Annotated in this window: 19 protein-coding genes; 10 read left to right on the top strand and 9 right to left on the bottom strand. The window is 56.0% G+C overall.

Annotation, left to right across the window (positions count from 1 at the left end; translation table 11 throughout):
* Nucleotides 1–53: 53 nt before the first annotated feature.
* From AC30D9_RS16740 to AC30D9_RS16750, 3 genes are all read left to right on the top strand, one after another.
* On the top strand, nt 54–2,063 hold the full coding sequence (locus AC30D9_RS16740) for a polysaccharide biosynthesis protein (RefSeq protein ID WP_307571484.1): 2,010 nt from the start codon (nt 54–56) through the stop codon (nt 2,061–2,063).
* Nucleotides 2,064–2,721: 658 nt separating this feature from the next.
* Nucleotides 2,722–4,716 carry a polysaccharide biosynthesis protein gene (locus AC30D9_RS16745; RefSeq protein WP_307571633.1) on the top strand — a complete coding sequence of 665 codons (1,995 nt, stop codon included), beginning with the start codon at nt 2,722–2,724 and terminating at the stop codon, nt 4,714–4,716.
* A gap of 114 nt (nt 4,717–4,830) precedes the next feature.
* The gene (locus AC30D9_RS16750; RefSeq protein WP_490144421.1) at nt 4,831–5,163 is read left to right on the top strand and encodes a ComEA family DNA-binding protein; all 333 of its coding nucleotides are present in this window, start codon (nt 4,831–4,833) and stop codon (nt 5,161–5,163) included.
* Between the two features lie 110 nt (nt 5,164–5,273).
* Here AC30D9_RS16750 and rffA read toward each other — a convergent pair whose 3' ends face one another.
* The 7 genes from rffA to AC30D9_RS16785 form a co-directional block, all read right to left on the bottom strand.
* The gene (rffA, locus tag AC30D9_RS16755; RefSeq protein WP_307571482.1) at nt 5,274–6,413 is read right to left on the bottom strand and encodes a dTDP-4-amino-4,6-dideoxygalactose transaminase; all 1,140 of its coding nucleotides are present in this window, start codon (nt 6,411–6,413) and stop codon (nt 5,274–5,276) included.
* A gap of 14 nt (nt 6,414–6,427) precedes the next feature.
* Complete coding sequence (locus AC30D9_RS16760) at nt 6,428–7,180, bottom strand: class I SAM-dependent methyltransferase (protein WP_307571481.1); 753 nt, start codon at nt 7,178–7,180, stop codon at nt 6,428–6,430.
* Nucleotides 7,181–7,196: 16 nt separating this feature from the next.
* A complete protein-coding gene (locus tag AC30D9_RS16765) occupies nt 7,197–8,159 on the bottom strand; it encodes a lysylphosphatidylglycerol synthase transmembrane domain-containing protein (RefSeq protein ID WP_307571480.1) in 963 nt (320 codons plus the stop codon).
* A 110-nt stretch (nt 8,160–8,269) separates the two neighbouring features.
* Nucleotides 8,270–8,503 (bottom strand): acyl carrier protein, encoded by a 234-nt coding sequence (locus tag AC30D9_RS16770; RefSeq protein WP_490144422.1) that lies wholly within the window; start codon nt 8,501–8,503, stop codon nt 8,270–8,272.
* Between the two features lie 177 nt (nt 8,504–8,680).
* The gene (locus tag AC30D9_RS16775) at nt 8,681–9,310 is read right to left on the bottom strand and encodes a hypothetical protein (RefSeq protein ID WP_307571478.1); all 630 of its coding nucleotides are present in this window, start codon (nt 9,308–9,310) and stop codon (nt 8,681–8,683) included.
* Nucleotides 9,307–10,203, bottom strand: a complete 897-nt coding sequence (locus tag AC30D9_RS16780) for a DapH/DapD/GlmU-related protein (RefSeq protein WP_307571477.1) — start codon at nt 10,201–10,203, stop codon at nt 9,307–9,309. The genes AC30D9_RS16775 and AC30D9_RS16780 overlap by 4 nt, the downstream gene beginning before the upstream one ends.
* Nucleotides 10,204–10,205: 2 nt before the next feature.
* Nucleotides 10,206–11,156 carry a glycosyltransferase family 2 protein gene (locus AC30D9_RS16785; RefSeq protein WP_490144423.1) on the bottom strand — a complete coding sequence of 317 codons (951 nt, stop codon included), beginning with the start codon at nt 11,154–11,156 and terminating at the stop codon, nt 10,206–10,208.
* A gap of 454 nt (nt 11,157–11,610) precedes the next feature.
* Between AC30D9_RS16785 and AC30D9_RS16790 the strand changes: the two genes are divergently transcribed.
* From AC30D9_RS16790 to AC30D9_RS16800, 3 genes are all read left to right on the top strand, one after another.
* Nucleotides 11,611–13,254, top strand: coding sequence for a hypothetical protein (locus tag AC30D9_RS16790; protein WP_490144424.1), 1,644 nt, complete (start codon nt 11,611–11,613; stop codon nt 13,252–13,254).
* 204 nt (nt 13,255–13,458) lie between these two features.
* Nucleotides 13,459–14,112 (top strand): GntR family transcriptional regulator, encoded by a 654-nt coding sequence (locus AC30D9_RS16795; RefSeq protein WP_490144425.1) that lies wholly within the window; start codon nt 13,459–13,461, stop codon nt 14,110–14,112.
* Between the two features lie 15 nt (nt 14,113–14,127).
* Nucleotides 14,128–14,979: an urea carboxylase-associated family protein gene (locus AC30D9_RS16800; protein ID WP_307571473.1), complete on the top strand. Its 852-nt coding sequence runs from the start codon at nt 14,128–14,130 to the stop codon at nt 14,977–14,979.
* 135 nt (nt 14,980–15,114) lie between these two features.
* Here AC30D9_RS16800 and AC30D9_RS16805 read toward each other — a convergent pair whose 3' ends face one another.
* Nucleotides 15,115–15,282, bottom strand: a complete 168-nt coding sequence (locus tag AC30D9_RS16805; RefSeq protein ID WP_003183831.1) for a DUF2897 family protein — start codon at nt 15,280–15,282, stop codon at nt 15,115–15,117.
* 120 nt (nt 15,283–15,402) lie between these two features.
* Complete coding sequence (gene eat, locus AC30D9_RS16810) at nt 15,403–16,767, bottom strand: ethanolamine permease (RefSeq protein ID WP_134923360.1); 1,365 nt, start codon at nt 16,765–16,767, stop codon at nt 15,403–15,405.
* A gap of 419 nt (nt 16,768–17,186) precedes the next feature.
* Between eat and kdpF the strand changes: the two genes are divergently transcribed.
* The 4 genes from kdpF to kdpC are packed head-to-tail and all read left to right on the top strand — an operon-like array spanning nt 17,187 to nt 21,633.
* Nucleotides 17,187–17,276: a K(+)-transporting ATPase subunit F gene (gene kdpF, locus AC30D9_RS16815; protein WP_033033323.1), complete on the top strand. Its 90-nt coding sequence runs from the start codon at nt 17,187–17,189 to the stop codon at nt 17,274–17,276.
* A gap of 8 nt (nt 17,277–17,284) precedes the next feature.
* Nucleotides 17,285–18,979: a potassium-transporting ATPase subunit KdpA gene (gene kdpA, locus AC30D9_RS16820; RefSeq protein ID WP_307571472.1), complete on the top strand. Its 1,695-nt coding sequence runs from the start codon at nt 17,285–17,287 to the stop codon at nt 18,977–18,979.
* 10 nt (nt 18,980–18,989) lie between these two features.
* The gene (gene kdpB / locus AC30D9_RS16825; RefSeq protein ID WP_134923361.1) at nt 18,990–21,044 is read left to right on the top strand and encodes a potassium-transporting ATPase subunit KdpB; all 2,055 of its coding nucleotides are present in this window, start codon (nt 18,990–18,992) and stop codon (nt 21,042–21,044) included.
* Between the two features lie 43 nt (nt 21,045–21,087).
* Nucleotides 21,088–21,633, top strand: a complete 546-nt coding sequence (kdpC, locus tag AC30D9_RS16830; protein WP_134923362.1) for a potassium-transporting ATPase subunit KdpC — start codon at nt 21,088–21,090, stop codon at nt 21,631–21,633.
* The last annotated feature ends 50 nt before the right edge of the window (nt 21,634–21,683 follow it).

Consider the following 21,683-nt stretch of genomic DNA (forward strand, 5'->3'; position numbering starts at 1 on the left):
GGACGGCTGGACATAACGAGAATGGTACGAACAACAAGGTGCTGGAAACTTCCATGGATAGACTTCGCGTTGCATTGCTGGGCCTGCCACGTCGGCAGAAACGCCTGCTTCAGGTCGTAACCGATGTATTGCTGGTCTGGACCGCTTTGTGGTTGGCGTTCGCAGTGCGCCTTGGCTTCGACGAGATGATCAACCCGTTTAGCAGTCATCCGTGGCTCCTTGTCAGTGCTTCTTTAATTGCTATCCCGCTGTTCATTCGTTTTGGTATGTACCGGGCTGTCATGCGTTACCTGGGTAACGATGCCTTGATCGCAATTGTCAAGGCCGTGAGCCTGAGCGCGTTGCTATTGGCGCTTGTGGTGTACTGGGGCGCTTCTTATATGGAACCTGTGCCGCGTTCGGTTATCTTCAACTACTGGTGGCTCAGCTTGGTGACGATCGGCGGTTTGAGATTGCTCATGCGCCAGTATTTCATGGGTGATTGGTTCATTCCCTCTGGTCAAGTGCCCTTCGTCAACCGTGGTGCCGGTCTTACCAAAGTGGCGATCTATGGAGCCGGGGCCGCCGGCAATCAGCTTGTAGCGGCCTTGCGTATTGGTCGAGATATGCAGCCGGTAGCTTTCATTGATGACGACACCAGTATCGCGAATCGAATGATCTCTGGTTTGCAGGTGTTCAAGCCCAAGCATATCCAGAAGATGATTGAGCTCACTGGCGCTCAAGAGGTGCTGTTGGCCGTTCCCTCGGCGAGTCGTGCGCGACGCCGTGAAATCCTCGAGTATCTGGAAGGCTATCCACTGCACGTACGCAGTGTGCCGGGTTTTATGGACCTGGCCAGCGGCCGTGTGAAAGTTGACGATATCCAGGAGGTAGATATTGCCGACTTGTTGGGGCGCGACGCGGTGCCTGCGCAACCCGAGCTTCTGTCGCGGTGTATTCGGGCAAAGGTCGTTCTGGTCACGGGAGCGGGAGGGTCGATCGGTTCTGAACTCTGCCGTCAGATTCTTGCCCTGCAGCCGTCCACTTTGCTGTTGTTCGATCATAGCGAGTTCAATCTCTATAGTATCTTGAGCGAACTGGAAGAGACCATCGCCCGACAATCGATCCCGGTGACCTTGCTGCCGATCCTTGGCTCGGTGCGTAACGCGTCTAAATTGTTCGACGTCATGACCTCCTGGAACGTCGAAACGGTGTATCACGCAGCAGCCTATAAGCATGTGCCTCTCGTGGAGCACAATATCGCCGAAGGTATGCTCAACAACGTCATCGGTACTTTGAACACTGCGCAAGCGGCGTTGAAGGCCCAGGTCGAGAATTTCGTGCTCATATCCACGGACAAGGCCGTGCGTCCGACCAATGTCATGGGTAGTACCAAGCGTCTGGCGGAAATGGTCTTGCAGGCACTGAGTCAAGAACTCGCGCCGGTGCTCTTCGCAGACAGCGGTAATGTTGCCCGGGTCAACAAGACCCGTTTCGTCATGGTGCGCTTCGGTAATGTGCTGGGCTCGTCCGGCTCGGTCATTCCGCGTTTCCGGCAGCAGATCAAATCCGGCGGCCCCATCACCGTCACGCATCCCAATATCACCCGTTACTTCATGACGATCCCGGAAGCAGCCCAATTGGTGATTCAGGCGGGTTCGATGGGGCGAGGCGGCGATGTGTTTGTACTGGATATGGGGGAACCGGTGAAGATCGCCGAGTTGGCTGAGAAAATGGTCCACCTGTCTGGCTTGAATGTGCGTTCCGAGAAGAATGTGCACGGTGATATTGCGATTGAGTTCACGGGGTTGCGCCCGGGAGAGAAGCTCTATGAGGAGCTGTTGATCGGTGACAACGTGGTCGCGACTCAGCACCCCATGATCATGAGCGCCAATGAAGACCATCTGCCATGGGAACAACTCAAGGTCAAACTGGATGAGTTGATGGCCGCCGTTACCAAGGATGAATATTCACGGGTCCGAATGCTGCTACGCGAAACCGTAAGTGGTTACACGCCCGAAGGCGAGATCGTCGATTGGATATTCCAGCAACGACGACTGATTCCACAACACAAGGACCGCTAAGGTAGGACTTCGGCGGTCGCTGGAAGAATCGGCATCCTGTTCAAAGTCAGCGAACGGATGCAGTCCGTAAACAGTTCGTTTGGGTCGAGGATTCAACTTTCGGATGGGCTGTGGATATCGTGTATCAGCAGTAAAAAACTTTCATTAATTTCCTGTTGGCCTGGGAATGTCATTATGGGCATGCTCCCTTCATGGCGGGGTCTTGCTGACGCGCGATAGCCTATTGCTACAAGTCAATACAAAAGTGCGCAAAAGAGGCGGCGCTGAGTGTTCCTCAAGTACTTTCGATTCACCGGGAGTTATGTGGATTTTGACTGATTGCGCAACGCCACTGCGTCTTCAGACCTTGCGTGAAAATTTCTTGACGAACCGTGACTATGGTAGGTTGCCCGCCTCAGCCATTAACATACGGGCGCCATCTGCTCGATCCCATTGTACCTGTCGGCGGGTCCGTGCTCTGGAGCCCGGTGCGGTGAGTCAGGCATTAACTTGTGCCGTCGGTGCCATGCGCTTCAGCTCACGCTGGGATGGCCGAGAAGGCCTTGGAAGCTGGTGCAGATATCTTTTTTGATGATTGTTTTATCAGTGATGCGTGACGTTCACAGGTCCAGTAAAAATGGAGTTGCGCCAGAGGCAGATCAAGATGCATAAAGGATTTATGGATAAGTTACGAGTAACCCTGCTGGGATTACCACGACGCCACAAGCGGGCGATACAAGTGGTAACAGACATTATCCTTGTCTGGATTGCCCTCTGGCTGGCATTCGTCGTTCGTCTGGGCGTCGAAGCATTGGCCAGCCCGATTGCAACGCATTTATGGCTTTTCGGCTCCGCCCCGTTGGTTGCCATCCCGATCTTCATCCGCTTTGGCATGTATCGCGCTGTGATGCGTTATTTTGGTAATGATGCGCTGATCACGATTTGCAAGGCGGTCAGCCTTTCGGCCTTGTTGCTGGCCCTTGTGGTGTATTGGTACAGCAATCATAAAACCGTGGTGCCACGCTCCATTATTTTCAATTATTGGTGGTTGAGCCTGATCATGATCGGCGGTTTACGCCTGGTGATGCGGCAGTATTTTCTGGGCGACTGGTTCGCCGCAGCTCAACATGTTCCATTCACCAATCGTGACGATGGCCTGCCCAAGGTTGCTATCTATGGGGCCGGGGCCGCTGGTAATCAATTAGTGGCGGCGCTACGCATGGGGCGGGTGATGCGACCGGTCGCATTTATCGATGATGACATCAATATTGCAGACCGCGTGATCGCCGGGTTGCAGGTCTACGAGCCCAGAAATATTCAAAAGATGATCGATACCACCGGCGCGGAAGAAGTTCTGCTGGCGGTGCCGTCCTCATCACGTGGGCGTCGTCGGGAGATATTGGCGCTGCTTGAAGGTTTTCCGCTGCATGTGCGAAGCATCCCGGGCTTCATGGACCTGGCCAGCGGTCGGGTCAAGGTCGATGACATCCAGGAGGTGGACATCGCGGACCTTCTCGGGCGCGATTCAGTACCTGCACAAGCTGATCTGCTTGAGCATTGCATCGCTGGGCAATCGGTCCTGGTCACCGGGGCCGGTGGTTCGATTGGTTCCGAGCTCTGTCGGCAAATCCTGGTATTGAAGCCGACTACGTTGCTGCTGTATGAGCATAGCGAATTCAATCTCTATAACATTCTGTCCGAACTGGAACCTCGAGTCATCCGGGAATCGTTGTCGGTTCGGCTATTACCTATTCTGGGATCGGTACGAGACCCGGACAAATTACTGGACGTGATGAAGACTTGGAATGTCGATACGGTCTATCACGCCGCCGCTTATAAACACGTCCCGATGGTCGAGCACAACATCGCCGAAGGTATCCTGAACAACGTAATCGGTACATTGAATACAGCACAGGCTGCGTTGCAGGCGGGGGTATCGAACTTCGTCCTGATTTCCACTGATAAAGCGGTGCGCCCGACCAACGTAATGGGCAGCACCAAGCGGCTCGCGGAGCTGACATTGCAAGCCCTCAGTCGTGAGCTGGCCCCAGTGTTGTTCGGAGACAAGGGCAACGTCTCGCGGGTCAACAAGACGCGTTTCACCATGGTCCGTTTCGGTAATGTATTGGGTTCGTCTGGCTCGGTTATTCCCTTGTTCCATAAACAGATCAAATCCGGCGGACCGTTGACGGTAACCCATCCCAAGATTACCCGTTATTTCATGACCATTCCCGAGGCCGCACAGTTGGTGATCCAGGCGGGTTCCATGGGGTTGGGAGGAGATGTGTTTGTGCTGGACATGGGGGATCCAGTGAGAATTGTCGAGCTGGCAGAGAAAATGATTCATCTGTCCGGCCTGAGTGTCCGATCGGAAAAGAATCCCCACGGCGATATTGCAATCCAGTTCACAGGCCTGCGCCCGGGCGAGAAGCTTTACGAAGAGTTGCTGATCGGTGACAACGTCGTCGCGACCCAGCACCCGATGATCATGAGTGCCAACGAGGACTACCTGCCATGGGACATCCTCAAGACCAAGCTTACTGAGTTGCTGGCCGCGATTGAGCGCGATGACTATACCAGGGTCCGCCAACTGCTTCGGGACACTGTCAGTGGTTATGCCCCGGATGGAGAGATTGTCGACTGGATCTATCAGCAGCGGCGGCTTGAGCCCTGATTGTTACACAACCAGTAACGCACACATTTTTGACAGCGATGCATCATCGCCTAAGTTTGAAAGGCAGCTTCGGAAAAGCTGCTTCTTTCTTAACGATGTCATGGAGCGTCACTGATGCGTACACGCTATTTTTACTCCTTGGTTTTTGCCCTTCTGACCGGTGCCTCAATTGCTGCTGTCGCTGCACCTGCGGCCAAATTGGAAGCCTTGGGTTCGCAGCAAGCCATAGAGGTGGGGGCATCGCAAAGCGTAAAAGTCGATCTTAATGGGGCTGATGCCGCGACCTTGCAGCGGGAGCTGTCAGGAGTTGGCGAGGCCAAGGCCAAGGCGATTGTCGCTTATCGTGAAAGTAATGGGCCGTTTGCTTCGGTTGAGGAGTTGTTGGAGGTCAAGGGAATTGGCAAGGCTATCGTGGATAGGAATCGTGACAAGCTGGAAGTCAGATAAGGGTTAAAGTTATAAGCGAAAGAGGCCGGTCTTGATGATCGGCCTTTTGCATTCCGCACGATAGCTTTAGTGTTACACAGAAACACTCGGACTCACGCACGTGCTTCTTTTCAGGAAAGGGCACGATGTAGCGAGTCGACGATATGGGTGAGTTGGTCTTCACTCAGCCCCATCCAAAGTGGCAGGCGGATCAACCGTTCCGACAAGATATCTGTATTTGTCATCGCGCCATGGGTATGGCCGTAACGCAGCCCCGCTGGTGAAGAATGCAGCGGCACGTAGTGGAACACCGAGTAGACATTGTCGAGCTTGAGTTTATCTAGCGTGCGTTGGCGGTCGATGCCGGGAGCAAGCAAGATATAGTACATATGGGCATTATGTGTGCAGTTTGCCGGGACGATTGGACGGCGTACGGCGCCTGTCGACTCCAGCCCCTCAAGCGCCTGGTGATAGCGGTTCCAGCTGTTCAGGCGATTCTGTGTAATCGATTGTGCTTCCTCCAGCTGCGCCCAAAGAAACGCGGCAGTCAACTCCCCTGGCAGATAAGAAGATCCGACTTCCTGCCAAGTATATTTGTCGACTTCCCCCCTGAAGAAGCGGCTTCGGTCCGTGCCTTTTTCACGAATGATTTCAGCGCGCAATGACATTGCCGGGTCGTTAACCAATAGCGCGCCGCCTTCGCCGGAGATTACGTTCTTGGTTTCATGGAAGCTATACGCACCTAAATCCCCAATACTGCCTAAAGCTCTTCCTTTATAAGAGGCCATGACCCCTTGAGCAGCATCCTCGACCACGTAGAGGCCGTGCCGGCGGGCGATCTCCATTATGGTGTCCATTTCGCACGCAACGCCAGCATAGTGAACCGGAACGATTGCCTTGGTGCGAGGTGTAATAGCGGCTTCAATTAACCTTTCGTCCAAATTCAGGGTGTCTTCTCTGATATCCACAAATACGGGTATCCCGCCGCGCAGCACAAATGCATTAGCGGTGGAGACGAATGTGTAAGACGGCATGATGACTTCGTCCCCAGGTTTAATATCCAGCAGTAGAGCTGACATTTCCAAGGCCGCAGTGCATGAGTGTGTCAATAATACTTTTTCACTGTGGCTATACTGTTCCAGCCACTGATGGCAACGCCGGGTGAAGGGGCCGTCACCAGAGAGTTTATTGAGGAATTTTGCTTCGGCGATATAGTAAAGCTCTTTACCCGTCATGTAAGGGCGATTAAAGGGGATTTTAAAGTCGCTCACTGCATGTCTCCGGATTATTGTTTTCTAGCTAATAACAGGAGCGAGCCCCCGAAGGGGAGCGTGATACCTGCCTTCAAAAAACCAAGCTCTATCTTCATGACGAATTCCAGGATCCGATTGGTTCGCTCAGAAACGTTGAACTCGCTATTTACTTCTGCATCCTTTTGTCCAGGACGTTGCCTGGCCAGCCACATCAGGGGAACAAGAAAACTGACAAAAGATGTCACGTATCGAATTTCAAAACCCGCGTCTTTCACCTTGGCGACCAGGTCGCTGCGAGTATAGCGGCGTACATGACAGGCGCGTTCATCGGCGGCAGACCAAAGCCATTTGTGTTGGGGAACAGTCAGCAATAAATGACCATTTTCATGCAGCGCGCGTGAAAGATTCGTCAGGACCTGCTCGTCTTCCTCTATATGCTCGATGACATCAAAAGCGCCAATCACGTCGAATCGTCCTACATCGGCCATGGTGCGCGCGTCCAGCCTTTCAAAGTTTGCCCCGGGTAACCGTCGACGTGCATGCGCCAGGCCTTCTTCGTAAAACTCAGTTCCATGAAGGGCTGCCTCGGGGTACTCCTGGTGGATGCCTTCCAGCACAAAGCCAGTACCGCAACCAATTTCCAGAAAATTGCGGATGTCGCCGATGCGAGATTTCAGTACCCACAAAATTACTCGGTTACGGGCCCGGAACCACCAATGGCGCGCCTCAGCCAGCGCAAGGGTCTCGAAGGCGGACTTGGGAAACGGGGTGCGATCTGGGTTCATTGACCGGGCTCTCTGTTTAACTGGTACGTTTCAGGCGATTGTCCCGAATGGTATCCCACAAATAAATAATCCCGCCGCAAGCGGCGGGGACCAGAGCCATCAGCGTGTAATTTGCAAGGGAGGCGCCTACGGCAATGTTGGCCGGTACGTCCAGCAAGCCATAAAAATATACAAAAAAACCTTCGCGCACGCCGAGTCCACCAATGGTTAACGGAACCATGGTCAGGATAGCGATGACAGGATATAACGCGAAGTGCTGGATGAAGGGGATGTCGTATCCATACGCTCGAAATACCAGATAGACCACCGATATCAGAGATATCTGGTAGCAGAAAATATAAGGCAAAGAGCTTTTAAGTGCCCGGCGATAGGGAAAACTAACCGTGCTGGCATGAAGTTTTTCTATGTACCCTAATAGGCGAGACAGCAGAAAATTCTGGAAGGTGAGATGGCTATAGAGCGCATGGATTTTTCTACTGCTGAGTAGAAGTTGAGCGCCTGTAGCTAGGCAGCTGATAACGAGGACGGTAATGATGAGAGAAGTATTGTCGTCCGAGCGAGGTAGGAAAGGCAGAGCGCAAAGCGTAAACGTGCATAGCACCAAAAGGCCGATCATTCTTTCAATGATGACGGTACTGCCTGCGATCCCCCGCTTATCTGGATGACGCTGTTCAATGTGAAACATACGAAAAGCGTCTCCTCCTTGCGACGATGGAAAGATCAAGCCTTGAAACTGAGAAACCAAGCTTATCTTCCATAGCTTTGGTAATGTTTCCTCGATCGAGTTGATTCGCAAGAATACTTGCCAGCGACTGATGGAAAAAAATGAGCTTAGAGTCAGGGGGATGCCCGCAGCCAACGCAAGGTAATGCCATGCTTTAATGTCATCGACTAATGATATTAGCTGGATGTCAAATGTGTTTGCCAGGAAAGCGCAAATCAAGATGGCAAAAAAAAACTTTAAAAGAGTTGCAGGCATACAGGCTGCTCAGTATTTGAAAGAATAGGTGAAGTTTTCCGTGCAATCAGCGATGGTGCGGGATGGATGATTGCACGATCTCTCACCTTGGGTGATGCAGTTATTGCTTGCTATTGTTTGGCGTCTATATAGTTGACCAAATCATTTACTGTCTGAAGTTTTTCAATGTCGTTGTCAGGTATCTGGATCTGGTAATGATCTTGAATTGCAAGCATGATGGCAAAAATATCCATGGAGTCAATTCCCTGGTCGATCAACTTCATGTTGTCCCGCAATGACGAAGCATCAGCTACAACCTTTGCATTGCTGATGAGTTCGATGATTGTTTCTCTTGTAGTTGGCACGTCTGGTGTTTCCTTGTGCTGGTTTTTGGAATTATCCCGGTCAGGGCTTAAGCTACGTGGATTGAATGGCGCAATTCGTGACAAGCGAGTTCGTCGCGGGCACGAAGCTCGGAATCGAGGATTTTGCCACAATCCGGGCAGTAGCGGGGCTGTCCTGCGTGCAGCTCGCGGCAGCAGTCAATCAACGTTGAGGGCACTGAAATAGAGAGTGCTGATCCGTTCACCGCCGAGTTCGACCCGAGTGCGGCTCAATCGAGTGCCCAGGGTTTGTTCTATCGTCAGCTCTACCCCGTCCAGGTTCTGGCTCAGCGGCCACTCGGGGCTTTCCCAGCGACAGAAAACCCACTGGCTGCCACTGGGCAGGCACAGCTCTTTGAGATGCAACGCCTTGTTCAGCGATATCAGCACTTCTATCGAGGAGAAGTCTTCTGGCATGTTCGTCAGGCTGATCGAACGCCTGGTGGAGGAATAATGGCTGTTGTTTTCGATCAGCGACTCATCATAAGCGCGTCGAGACTCGGCGTGCCCTTCGGCTTGAATCAATTTGCCTTCATGTTCAACGCCATCAAGGTGAAAAGTGAAGCTGGCGATATCCTTGCCCATCGGAGCCTGGGGGGTGGATTTTGGCCACCAGTGGCAGCTAAGCAAATGGCTGGTCATTGTGCCTATTTTGAAGTCGAGCTTTTCAATTCGTGCGTCCGGCGCATGATCCCTAATGGATTGCATCGTGGCACAGAGCATGTCGGCTCCCTGTATGTAAGTCCGTTCGCCCTTGAAGCCCAATGAAAGCTTGGAGGAGTGCATCATTTCAGTTTCCTCAGATGGGCCGTCATGTTAGCCCTATGATTGATCGCGAAGTTTCCGGACACAACGCTACCGGGGGCGACGTCGCTGATGACCACCGAGCCCATTTTTATTTGTACCGCGTCCCCGATCACAAGACCCTGGGCGATGGAGCAGGAGGCGCCGACCCATACGCCTGCCCCCAAACGAGAGCGCCCGGCGATCACGGTGTTACCGGAAACCACGCAATTTTCGCCAATCACCGCGCCGTGACCAATATTGCTCATGATGCCAATCTGGCAGTTATCGTGGATGGTGGTGGGGCGCTGGAACAATGAACGCGCGATCACCGCGCCAGCGAGTATTTGGCAGCCCGATCCGATGCGTACTCCACCTTGATGCTTGACCATCATCAGCGTGCCGTCGTCGTTGCGCAGGGTGATGAGACCCTCAGCGCCCACTACGGCATTCGAACCGATGAAAACGTTGTCTCCGATCTCGACAGGGCCTTCAATGACAACATTCGCTGAAACTTCGACGTTGTTGCCCAGTCTGGCCAATGGCGAGATAACGGCGCTGGGATGTAGTCTGCAATTGTCTCCGATGATGGGGGGAGGCAAGATTGCGCATCCCGCATCCTGGTTGAAACGATTGTAGAGACGGAAAAAAGAGGTGCGGGGGTCGACACAGAATACAATTGTCTTTTCTGTGTCCAGTACTTCATCTCTCAGATTGTCGGGGCAAAGGATACAGGCCACGTTGACGGCGGCCAGTGCTTTATGCAGGTAATGAATGTTCTGACAATACACCAACGCGCCCGGAGCCTGTGCTTCAATTTCGTCGAGGTGCGTAAACAAAGCACTATTCAAAATATCTTGAGCTGGAAAATAATCCGTGACTTGGTAGGTGGAGGCCATTATTAATCCACGTGCTCTTCGATAATTGGAAACTGGCTAAGATGAGTTGCGTTTTCTACCAACCTGCCGAGGTATTCACCCTGCACGCCCAAAGCCAGGAGTATGTTACCGGCGAGAAAGGACACGAGGATAGCCAGTGACGCCCAGCCGGGTACGATATGATCAGTCAGGAGGGTGCGTAGCAGCACGAATCCGGCGAAGAGAATGCTCGACGCGCTGACCATGAAGCCCCAGATCACCACATAGCGCAATGGCAGAAGTGAATAATTGATAATAAGGAACGACAGCGTTTTGAACATCTTGCCCAAGGTGTAGGTGCTCGGACCGCCGTCGGCGCGTGGTGCGTGACGGATGGTTACATTCGCCATCATGCTGATGGGCACCGAGTTGAACAACATCGCGGCGATATGGGGATGTGACCCTTGATACCTGGCCAGCTGTTTCGCCACTTGCTGGCTCATCGCCCTGTAGCTCGAAAGGCCGAAATCGGTTGGTTTGCCCAACACCTTGCTAACCAGTTTCTGGTTAAGCCAGGAGGCCAGGTTACGCCAGGCACTGTGCTGTTTTTCGGCCATCGGTATCTTGCCAATTACGACGTGCTTGCCAGCCTGAAGCTGGTCGATGAAGAGTGACAGGTCCTCAGGAAAACACTGCAGGTCATCGTCAATCGTTACGACATAGCGTTTGCGTGCGTAGCTGATACCACACAGGGTGGCGTGTTGTTGTCCTTTGTTCTTTGCGAAGCGAATGACTTTGACCCGTGGATCCTGTTCGTGGAGCGCGAGGGCGGCAAACCACGTCTGATCCGGGCTCGCATCGTCCACCAGAATGATCTCCCAGTCGTCGCAAATCTGCCCAAGGGCTGCTTGTGCGCGTGCGTAAAACTCTGGGAGCGTACTCATGCTCTTATAAACGGGTACCACCAAGCTAACTGAAACGGTTTTATCGATCACCTTGAGCTTCATCCTGACCATTGGATTGAACGATGACACAGGCTGCCGATGCGTCCTGCATGGATGTTACGGGCGTGTAGATTCGTTGCTTTCCGCTTGGCCGTGCACGCCAGGTTGCAACCGATTGGGCGGGGCGTCAGGCTTGACCTGTCACCGGCGTTGCTCGACTTCAAGCAGGCATTGATGGAGCCTCAGTGGATCCTTGGAAAAAGGGGAGGATTTTAAGCCATGGAGGAGGAGGTGTCACGGCACGGGGAGCCTGATGTTTCTTCAATTGGAGACGGGCCAGGTTGATGTTCGATGCGTTACCTCGAATGGATATCACGCCGAACAGTAGGGCCTCGACGGGCACATGATAGGTTCGGTGTCGGGATTCGGCTATCATCGGCGCCGACGAGTAAGCCTCTATTGACGAAGATGGACAGTCCATCTTGATTCGACCGGATGTTGATTAATGAGAGAAGTGGTAATAAGAAAAATCCAGATCCTTCACCTGATAATATTTTTTGCAGTATTACTGAGTGGGATATTTCTCCCGATCTATTCCGATGAGGTGGTAACAAAGTTCAGAATTGCGCGGCTTTTTCTTGAGGAAGGCAACGCCGTTACCCTGTATCCACAATGCACCGCCACCGTCGGGCGAGCGGTCGCTTGGATATTTTACCCGGCTGCGATGTTGCTGTCGGCTGTGTACGGCCAACTGGGACCGCTTGGCCTGAGGGTAAGCGGTATTGTTTTAGCACTGATCTGGTTCGGTTTGCTGGCTTATTGGTGCTTGCGACAAACACCCGACTCAGGATCAGGGCTCCAGCGTTTTACTGGATTAGCCGCAGTCGCGTCGCTGGGTGCCCTGCCTTTTTTGTGGGTTATGTCGCGTCCTGAGCATCTTTTGGTGCTGGCGATTCTGGTGCTTTGCTTGTCTGCGCTGTTCTTGGAGAAACGAACGTCTCCACGTGCCCAAGCAGCAATGGCTATAGGGCTGGCCTTCCTGCTGTCTTTCTTTTTCTATGCTCACCCCAAAAGCCTGTTTTACATGCCGTTCGCGCTGGCGGCCGTCTGGTCGGCGACGGCTACCTATCATAAAGTGGTTCGCTATGGCCTGCTGCTATTCGTCCTTGCCCTGTGCGTTCAAGTCTTCCTGTATTTCAGCGCACTGGGAAGGTGCCAGGACGCTCCCCATATACAACAGTTGCTAGCGGCCAACACCCTATTGCCGGGCATGCTGTTCAGTGCACCCTATGAGTTCATCAGTGCTGCGTATAACAATTTAATAAGCTTTCCTGAACGGATGTTGCTGCACCTGACCTTTAATGACACTTACCAGTCCGGTTGGCTGCCACCGATGACGGATAGCTTTGCAGCGTTGCCATTTCTTAACTTGGTCATTAAGTACGTCCTGTACGCATTTATCATTGCGACTCACGTTCTAAGTATTGTGGTGTTTTTCTTGCAAGTGCTTCGCCGACGAATCACTGCCCCGGTGGTGTTGGCGCTGTTGTTGGCTGCGGCAAATGGGGTCAACGCATTCTTTTACAATATCCAGAATTTCTACGCAGGCATTCAATTCGTGCCTATTTCCATCATCATCGCGGCGCTATTGATGCATACCCGGCGCGCAGCGAAGCTGAACAATGCATTTGTAGTAGCTGCTTATTCACTTCTATTGATCCTGGCGATGGCGTCGCTGGTGACATTATCGGCACTCGTTACGCCAGGCATCGTTGGTAATGCAGCCTTTACCCAGGCAAGCTTGCCTGGGCAACCACTGTCGATTTCGGTACTTGGTGTACAACCTCATTTGGATTCAATTACAAAATTGGGGGCGTCATGCAATATTCCTACGCAGTCAGCAGAGAATGTTGTCGTTGATCACATGACATACTTTGCCTATCTGCGCGATAAGCAACCGATCCACGTGCTCTATGTGTCTGAAATTGGTTATGGCGGCGACTTGAGTAATGGCAAGTTGTTGCCGTTTCTAAAAGGACTGAACAGTCCGGGGCTGATCACCCGATGCGAATGGGTACCGTATCCATTCAGGGAAGTGCAGGAAAAAGATGACAAAGGTTATTGCTGTGTCAATTTCGGCAAGCTCTGAATGATACTGGCCTTGATTACGGTCGCCCGGAGGCCGTTGGTGGGAAAAGAGACCGGTCGCAATGACCGGTCCGCGCTTTCCAGCCGGTTTGACTTCGGCAGGGTGAACGTGAGCAAGCTCTGCGAAACGCAGGCGTGATTGAACCTGGCATGAAAAGTGATTATTCGATAGCCATCGATTGTTGAACAATTCGGGGTATCGAGTATGAACGATGGCCTTGGTCTCGCCGACCAGATCACCCTTGAGTTACGTGCCGATATCATCGGCGGCCGCCTGCTGCCAGGCATGGCGCTGGTAGAGAACAACCTGGTTTCGGCCTACAACGCCTCCCGCAACACCATTCGCGAAGCGTTACACCGCTTGGGCCAGGAAGGGTTGACCCGTTACGTGCGCAACAAAGGAGTGATGGTGCGCAGGTTAGGTGTCGATGACGTGCGAGATCTGTTCAAGGTCCGCCGCACTCTGGAGCTGCAAGCCATCCTGGGTAGCCAGCCATTGCGCGAGTATCAATCCGACCGGATGCTCGAAGCCCTCGAAGCTGCGGATTTGGCTCGCGAGCGTGAGGACTGGCGTTCAGTCGGTACCCATGGCCTGGCCTTCCATCAGCACATCGTTGGATTGATGTGCAGTCCGTTACTTGATGAGTTTTTCATCAATGTGGTTGCCCAACTGCGCCTGGTATTTAGTTCCGCGCCCGATGAGGCGCGTTTCCAGGCACCGTGGCTGGCCCGTGACCGGAACATCCATGATTCGCTGGCCGAGGGCGACAAGCTTGCAGCTCATGAAGCCATGAGCCTTTACCTCGACGATGCCGAGCAACTGCTTTTACAGCTGCTGGCTTCCACCCATCACCACTGATCAAGGATCCGCGTCATGTACAAAGACTACCCAGCCGCCTACCAGGTCAGCAAAGGCTCAGCCCTGCAGGTGGACAAACCCTTCTACGACCGCATTCGCACCCAGCAGGACAAGCGCACGCTGATCGAACAGTTCGAGGTCCCCATCCGCACCGGCCGCGCTTGGCACGTACCCGCCGGTCATGTGTTCCGCGTCACCACACCCGTGGGGCCGCAGGTGGGGGACTTTAACGTCTGGAACGCCCACGATCCGCGGGAACGCCTGTGGGCGGCGCGCACGCGTCAGCTTCAGGGCGCCCACGTCAGTACCCATGATCGGTTGTGGTCGAACCTGCCATTCCTGCGGCCATTGGTGACTATCACCGATGACAGCCTCGCCGGATACGGCATCGACGAACATGGTGGTCGGCTGCACGATCTGCTGGGTACGCGCTGCGATCCGTATGTGAACAAGATGCTCACTGGTGAGGATTTCCACCATCATTGCCACTCGAACCTGACCCGTGCGGTGCTGCCCCACGGCCTGACTGAGTTCGATGTGCACGACGTGCTGAATATTTTCCAGTGCACGGGGCTTAATCATGACGACATGTACTTCATGAAGGCCTGTCCGGCGCAGAAGGGGGATCACCTGGAGTTTTTTGCCGAGATCGATCTGTTGTGTGCCCTGTCCACCTGCCCGGGTGGTGATCTGTCGTTGGCGATGTGGGGGCCGGATGCGCAGGATCCCCTCAGCGTCTGTCGTCCGTTGGGTGTGGAGATCTATCGGTTGGAGGATTCATTGCTGCAGGGCTGGAGCCAGCCTGAGCGGGCGGCGTACAAGGGGTTGCATGGCTTGCACATTGCCAAGGCGGACTGGGAAGAGTGATGTAGCCAAAGCTGGCTTTTTGTGGCGAGGGGATTTATCCCCGCTGGGCTGCGCAGCAGCCCCAAAAGGGGGGGCGCTGCTCGCCCCTGCGGGGATAAATCCTCTCGCCACAAAGGTGCTGAGCAAGCCAGGTAGTCAACGATCCTTGGCCTCCTTCGCATCCATTTCCGCATTGCGCTCGGCAACACGCTTGCGCTGTTCGTCCGTCAGTTCGACCTTGTTGGCCGTGTCGCGCAGCATCATCAGACCACCAACGATCGAGCCGATTGCAACAATCAGAATCAACCAGGCATACCAGGGCATAGGGCTCTCCTTGAAGGGGCGATGGGCGGGCGAGCATTTCGCCGCCCCATCGCACCTACCACTTATGAGCGAAGGTTGTTCGCAGTGGTTCAATACTACGCCCGTTCGGTCGGCTTCACCTCAAAGCCCGGTCAGCATCGCATCGGCGGGAGCGTCTGCACGCAGTTGCGCGGTGAGGATGAAGTAGACGAAACCCACTGCCATGAAACCGAGGAAAATCAGCCCGATCAAGGCGTTGAACCAAGCCATCGCCACCAGGCAAATCACGGCCAATACCAGGGCGATGCCGGGTACAAGCGGATAACCCGGCGCCCGGAAGGTGCGTTCCAGGTTGGGTTCGGTTTTACGCAGCTTGAACAGGCTGAGCATGCTCATGATGTACATGACGATGGCGCCGAACACGGCCATGGTGATCATCGCCGCGGTCAGGGTCATGCCGCCGAGGTTGATCAGGCCGTCGCTGTAGATCGCTGCGATGCCGATCAGCCCACCGGCGATGATGGCCCGGTGCGGGGTCTGGAAACGGGACAGTTTGGCGAGAGAGGCGGGCAGGTAGCCGGCGCGGGCCAGGGCGAAGAATTGCCGCGAATAGCCAAGGATAATGCCGTGGAAACTCGCCACCAGGCCGAACAGGCCGATCCACACCAGCATGTGCAACCAGCCGGAGCTTTCGCCGACCACGGTTTTCATGGCTTGGGGCAGCGGATCGTTGATGTTCGACAGGGTGCGCCAATCGCCGACGCCGCCGGCGAAGAACATCACGCCCATGGCCAGGACTACCAGGGTCAGGATGCCGCTGATGTAGGCCTTGGGAATCGTGCGTTTCGGGTCCTTGGCTTCTTCGGCGGCCATGGCCGCGCCTTCGATGGCCAGGAAGAACCAGATGGCGAAGGGAATCGCGGCGAACATCCCGGCGATCGCTGGAGCACCGAACGCATCGGAGCCGGCCCAGCCGTTCAAGGCGAAGTTGCTGAAACTGAACGCGGGTGCGACCACGCCCATGAACACCAGCAATTCAGCGACGGCGAGCACGCAGACGATCAGTTCGAAGGTAGCCGCCAGTTTCACCCCGAGGATGTTCAGGACCATGAACACGATATAGGCCCCGACCGCCGCGTGTTTCGGGTCCAGGGCTGGGAACTGCACGTTCAGGTAGGCGCCGATGGCCAGGGCGATGGCCGGTGGCGCGAAGACGAATTCGATCAGCGTCGCCAGCCCGGCGATCAACCCGCCTTTTTCACCAAAGGCCCTTCGGCTATAGGCAAACGGCCCGCCGGCATGGGGAATGGCGGTGGTCAGCTCGGTGAAGCTGAAGATGAAGCAGGTGTACATGGCCGCCACCATGAAGGATGTCACCAGGAACCCGAGTGTCCCGGCCACGCCCCAGCCGTAGCTCCAGCCGAAATACTCGCCGGAAATCACCAGGCCGACGGCAATGCCCCATAAATGCAGGGTGCCCAGGGTGGGTTTGAGTTGTGTGTTCATCGGTGGCTCCCCTCGATCCATAGCAAAAGCGCTGGGGGAGGGCAGTGCAGTGGGCGTGCCAGGGCGGCTAGAGCAGTCGTAATGGGTGAAATCTTGTCGTATCGGGGATGTTCCTTGCTTGATGTGCCCCTATTGTGCGCCAGTTGAGGGCGTTGGCGCTGATGATGCCGCCTTCGCGAGCAAGCCCGCTCCCACACTGGATTTGCGGTGTGCATGAAATCGACTGCTCACCGCAAGTCCAGTGTGGGAGCGGGCTTGCTCGCGAAGAGGCCCTCCCGATCGCCGCCATAACAACGCCATAAGTTCTTTTTTTTACAGATTCTTTATCCCCCACCCCCTCTCTCGATCTCGTTCCTTTACAGCCTCCCTGCCGACAATCACTCCACACACGGCACGACGCCGTACCACGGAGAAATCCCATGAATGTTCTGGACGGGGTGTCGCTGCTGCTGGCAGTGGCGCTGTTCATTTATCTGCTGGTTGCGCTGTTGCGCGCAGATCGGAACTAGGAGCGGCTATGCACGGTTATGACTTCGGGCTGATTCTCGCCTTTTTCGCCCTGGTGCTGATTCCGGCACCGTTCCTGGGGCGTTTTTACTATCGGGTGATGGAAGGCCAGCGCACTTGGCTTTCACCGATCCTCGGCCCGGTGGAGCGCGGTTGCTATCGCCTGGCGGGAGTCGATCCCACTGCTGAGCAGAGTTGGCAGAAATACACCCTGGCCTTGCTCGTGTTCAACCTGGCCGGTTTTGTATTGCTGTTTGCGATTCTCCTGTTGCAAGGATATCTGCCCCTCAATACCGAGCAACTGCCCGGCATGGAATGGACCCAGGCCTTCAACACAGCCGTGAGTTTCATGACCAACACCAACTGGCAGTCCTACAGCGGTGAAGCCTCCCTGAGCTACCTGAGCCAGATGGTCGGCCTGACTGTGCAGAATTTTGTCAGCGCCGCCACCGGCCTGGCGGTGCTCGTGGCGCTTTGTCGCGGAATCGGGCGCAAGTCCGCCGCGACGCTGGGTAACTTCTGGGCCGACATGACCCGCGCCACCCTCTACGGGTTGTTGCCGCTGTGCCTGCTGCTGGCGCTGTTCCTGGTGTGGCAGGGCGTGCCGCAAACCTTCGCGCACTATGTGCACGGGGTCACGATGCAGGGCGCTGACCAGGTCATCCCGCTGGGGCCGGCTGCCAGCCAGATCGCGATCAAGCAATTGGGCACTAACGGTGGCGGTTTCTTCGGCGTCAACTCGGCGCATCCGTTCGAGAACCCGACGGCCTGGAGCAATCTGTTTGAACTCGCCTCGATCATCCTGATTCCCGTCGCGTTGGTGTTCACCTTCGGCCATTACGTCAAGGACCTGCGCCAGAGCCGGGCGATCATCGCTTGCATGCTCGTGCTGTTCTTGATCGGCGGCGCCACATCGCTGTGGGCCGAGTATCAGCCCAACCCAGCCCTGAATAACCCGATCGTCGAGCAAACCGCACCGCTGGAAGGCAAGGAAACACGCTTCGGCACCACCGCCACGGTCCTGTGGTCGGTGACCACCACGGCAGCATCCAATGGCTCGGTCAACGCCATGCACGACAGCCTCAACCCGCTCAGTGGCATGGTGTCGCTGGTGAACATGATGGTCGGCGAGGTGATCTTCGGCGGCGTCGGCGCCGGGCTCTACGGCATGCTGTTGAACGTGCTGATTGCGGTGTTCCTGGCCGGCTTGATGATCGGACGTACTCCGGAATACCTGGGCAAGAAGCTCGGCGCACGAGAAGTGCAACTGTTGGTGGCAACCTTGCTGGTGATGCCCGTGAGTGTGCTGGTGCTGGGGGCTGTCGCCGCGAGCCTGCCCGGGCCTGCCGCTGCCGTGAGTAATCCGGGTGCTCACGGTTTCAGCCAGTTGTTGTACGCCTACACCTCGGCGGGGGCGAACAACGGTTCGGCATTCGGTGGTTTTGGCGCCAACACACCGTTCCACAACCTGATGCTGGGCCTGGGCATGTTGATCGGCCGGTTCGGCTACATCCTGCCGGTGCTGGCGTTGGCCGGTAGCCTGGCCTTGAAGAAGACCGCGCCGATTGGCCAGAACAGCTTTCCAACCCACGGCCCGCTGTTCGTGACCCTGTTGACCGTGACCATTCTGCTGGTGGGCGGTTTGACCTTCCTGCCGACCCTGGCGCTGGGGCCGATTGCCGAACACCTGAGCATGGGCTTCTGAGGACCTGATGATGAATATGCCGATGAGCAAAACCGTCGCCGTCAAGGCACCGGAACAACCGAAGACCCACCTGTCGGCCCTCTGGCGGCCAGCGTTGGTGCAAGCCTTTGTCAAGCTCGATCCACGCCAGTTGCACCGCGCGCCGGTGATGTTGGTGGTGGAGCTGACCGCGATCCTCACCACCGTGTTGTGCTTGATCCCCGACAGCGCCGTGCCGACGTTCGTGGCCGCGCAAATTGCCCTGTGGCTGTGGTTCACCGTGCTGTTCGCCAACTTTGCCGAAGCGTTGGCCGAAGGTCGCGGCAAGGCCCGGGCCGACAGCCTCAAGGCCGGCAGCGAAGGGCTCCAGGCTCGTCGCCAGACCGCCAACGGGTTTGAAATGATTCCCGCCACCCGTCTGCGCAAGGGCGATGTGGTGCGCGTCGAGGCCGGCGACATGATCCCCGGCGACGGTGAAGTGATCGAAGGCATCGCCGCGGTCAATGAGGCGGCGATCACTGGCGAATCGGCGCCGGTCATTCGCGAGTCCGGTGGTGATCGCTCGGCCGTCACCGGCAATACGCGGCTGGTCTCCGACTGGCTGCTGGTGCGCATCACCAGCAATCCCGGCGAGTCCACCCTGGACCGCATGATCGCCTTGGTCGAAGGCGCCAAGCGCCAGAAGACCCCGAACGAGGTGGCGCTGGATATCCTGCTGATCGGCCTGACACTGATCTTCCTGTTGGTGGTGGTGACGCTGCAACCGTTCGCCCATTTCGCCAACGCCAGCCTGCCGCTGGTGTTTCTGGTGGCGCTGCTGGTTACCTTGATTCCCACTACCATCGGCGGGCTGCTGTCGGCCATCGGCATCGCCGGGATGGACCGGTTGGTGCGCCTGAACGTAATCGCCAAATCCGGCCGAGCGGTCGAAGCGGCGGGGGACGTGCACGTGCTGATGCTGGACAAGACCGGCACCATCACCTTTGGCAACCGTCGCTGTACGGCGGTCTACGCCGCTCCAGGGGTGAGCAGCAAAGAGCTGGCCGAAGGCGCGCTGTTCGCTTCGTTGGCCGATGACACGGCCGAGGGTAAGTCTATCGTCGAGTACCTGCGAGGCTTGCATGCGCAACCCGAACCAAGCCTCGACGTGTTGACCGCAGTGCCGTTCAGCGCGGAAACCCGGTTGTCTGGTGTCGATTATCAAGGACGCGTTTATCGCAAGGGCGCCGTGGATTCGCTGCTGAGCTTTATCGGTCTGGCGAAAACCGAGTTGCCGTCAGCGCTGGCCCGGGAAGTCGACAAGATTGCCCAGAGCGGTGGCACGCCATTGCTGGTGTGTGTCGATGGCAAGCTGTTGGGTGCCATTCATTTGAAGGACGTGGTCAAGCCCGGCATCCGCGAGCGTTTCGCCGAGCTGCGCAAGTTGGGGATTCGCACGGTGATGGTCACCGGTGACAACCCGTTGACCGCCGCTGCGATTGCCGCCGAGGCGGGTGTTGATGACGTACTGGCAGAGGCCACGCCGGAGAAAAAACTGGCGCGCATCCGTCATGAGCAAAATGACGGTCGACTGGTGGCCATGTGCGGCGACGGTGCCAACGATGCCCCGGCCCTGGCCCAGGCTGACGTTGGCATGGCGATGAACGACGGCACGCAAGCGGCGCGAGAGGCGGCCAACATGGTCGACCTCGACAGCGACCCGACCAAACTGCTGGATGTGGTGCAGATCGGCAAGGAGTTGCTGGTGACTCGTGGGGCGTTGACCACCTTTTCCATCGCCAATGACATCGCCAAGTACTTCGCGATCCTGCCGGCATTGTTCGCCTCGATTTATCCACAGCTCGGCGTGTTGAACGTGATGCACCTGAGCAGCCCGCAGAGCGCGATCGTGTCGGCCATTGTCTTCAATGCCTTAATCATCGTCGTGCTGATCCCCCTGGCCCTGCGCGGCGTGCGAGTGCAAGCGGCAAGCGCGGCGGCGTTGTTGCGGCGCAATCTGTTGATCTATGGCCTGGGCGGGATCGTGGTGCCGTTCGTGGGGATCAAGGCGATCGATATGTTGCTGACGGCATTGGGTTTGGTTTGAGCCTGTTAATGCCACCGATGTGTTTTCAACTGAGGAATTCTGGATGTCCACATTAATTCGCCCGGCCTTGAGCCTGCTATTGCTGATGACCCTAATCACCGGTGTCGCGTATCCATTGGTGGTCACCGGCGTGGCGCAAGTCGCTTTTCCCGTCCAGGCCAACGGCAGCCTGATCGTCGATGCCGCCGGCAAGGTTCGTGGCTCGACGCTGATCGCCCAGGATTTCACCGGCGATGCCTGGTTTCATCCACGGCCATCGGCCGGTGCCTTTGCCACGGTCGCCAGCGGCGCCAGCAATCTTTCCCCGAGCAATCCGGCCCTGGCCACACGGGTGATCGATGACGCCCGCAAACTCCAGGTGCCCGGTCAGGGCCCGGTGCCGCTGGCATTGCTGACCACCTCCGCCAGCGGGCTGGATCCGCACTTGCCTCCAGCGGCGATTGCCTATCAACTGGCGCGTGTCGCCGCCGCGCGCAACCTGCCGTCCTCGACCTTGCAGCAATTGCTCGACGACAACATCGAGCAACCCTTGGTGGGACCACCGGTAGTGAATGTGGTGGCGCTGAACCTGGCCCTGGAAAAACTGTAAAAACCTGTGAGAGTGGCGCCTGTGGGAGCAAAGCCAGTGGGAGCAAAGCT

Source organism: Pseudomonas sp. DF11 (assembly GCF_058148565.1).

Excerpts from the sequence above, each read along its gene's own strand:
- AC30D9_RS16740 (WP_307571484.1), top strand. The coding sequence starts at position 54 with ATGGATAGACTTCGCGTTGCATTGCTGGGCCTGCCACGTCGGCAGAAA.
- AC30D9_RS16745 (WP_307571633.1), top strand. The coding sequence starts at position 2,722 with ATGGATAAGTTACGAGTAACCCTGCTGGGATTACCACGACGCCACAAG.
- AC30D9_RS16750 (WP_490144421.1), top strand. The coding sequence starts at position 4,831 with ATGCGTACACGCTATTTTTACTCCTTGGTTTTTGCCCTTCTGACCGGT.
- AC30D9_RS16760 (WP_307571481.1), bottom strand. The coding sequence starts at position 7,180 with ATGAACCCAGATCGCACCCCGTTTCCCAAGTCCGCCTTCGAGACCCTT.
- AC30D9_RS16765 (WP_307571480.1), bottom strand. The coding sequence starts at position 8,159 with ATGCCTGCAACTCTTTTAAAGTTTTTTTTTGCCATCTTGATTTGCGCT.
- AC30D9_RS16775 (WP_307571478.1), bottom strand. The coding sequence starts at position 9,310 with ATGATGCACTCCTCCAAGCTTTCATTGGGCTTCAAGGGCGAACGGACT.
- AC30D9_RS16780 (WP_307571477.1), bottom strand. The coding sequence starts at position 10,203 with ATGGCCTCCACCTACCAAGTCACGGATTATTTTCCAGCTCAAGATATT.
- AC30D9_RS16790 (WP_490144424.1), top strand. The coding sequence starts at position 11,611 with ATGAGAGAAGTGGTAATAAGAAAAATCCAGATCCTTCACCTGATAATA.
- AC30D9_RS16795 (WP_490144425.1), top strand. The coding sequence starts at position 13,459 with ATGAACGATGGCCTTGGTCTCGCCGACCAGATCACCCTTGAGTTACGT.
- AC30D9_RS16800 (WP_307571473.1), top strand. The coding sequence starts at position 14,128 with ATGTACAAAGACTACCCAGCCGCCTACCAGGTCAGCAAAGGCTCAGCC.
- AC30D9_RS16805 (WP_003183831.1), bottom strand. The coding sequence starts at position 15,282 with ATGCCCTGGTATGCCTGGTTGATTCTGATTGTTGCAATCGGCTCGATC.
- eat (WP_134923360.1), bottom strand. The coding sequence starts at position 16,767 with ATGAACACACAACTCAAACCCACCCTGGGCACCCTGCATTTATGGGGC.
- kdpF (WP_033033323.1), top strand. The coding sequence starts at position 17,187 with ATGAATGTTCTGGACGGGGTGTCGCTGCTGCTGGCAGTGGCGCTGTTC.
- kdpA (WP_307571472.1), top strand. The coding sequence starts at position 17,285 with ATGCACGGTTATGACTTCGGGCTGATTCTCGCCTTTTTCGCCCTGGTG.
- kdpB (WP_134923361.1), top strand. The coding sequence starts at position 18,990 with ATGAATATGCCGATGAGCAAAACCGTCGCCGTCAAGGCACCGGAACAA.
- kdpC (WP_134923362.1), top strand. The coding sequence starts at position 21,088 with ATGTCCACATTAATTCGCCCGGCCTTGAGCCTGCTATTGCTGATGACC.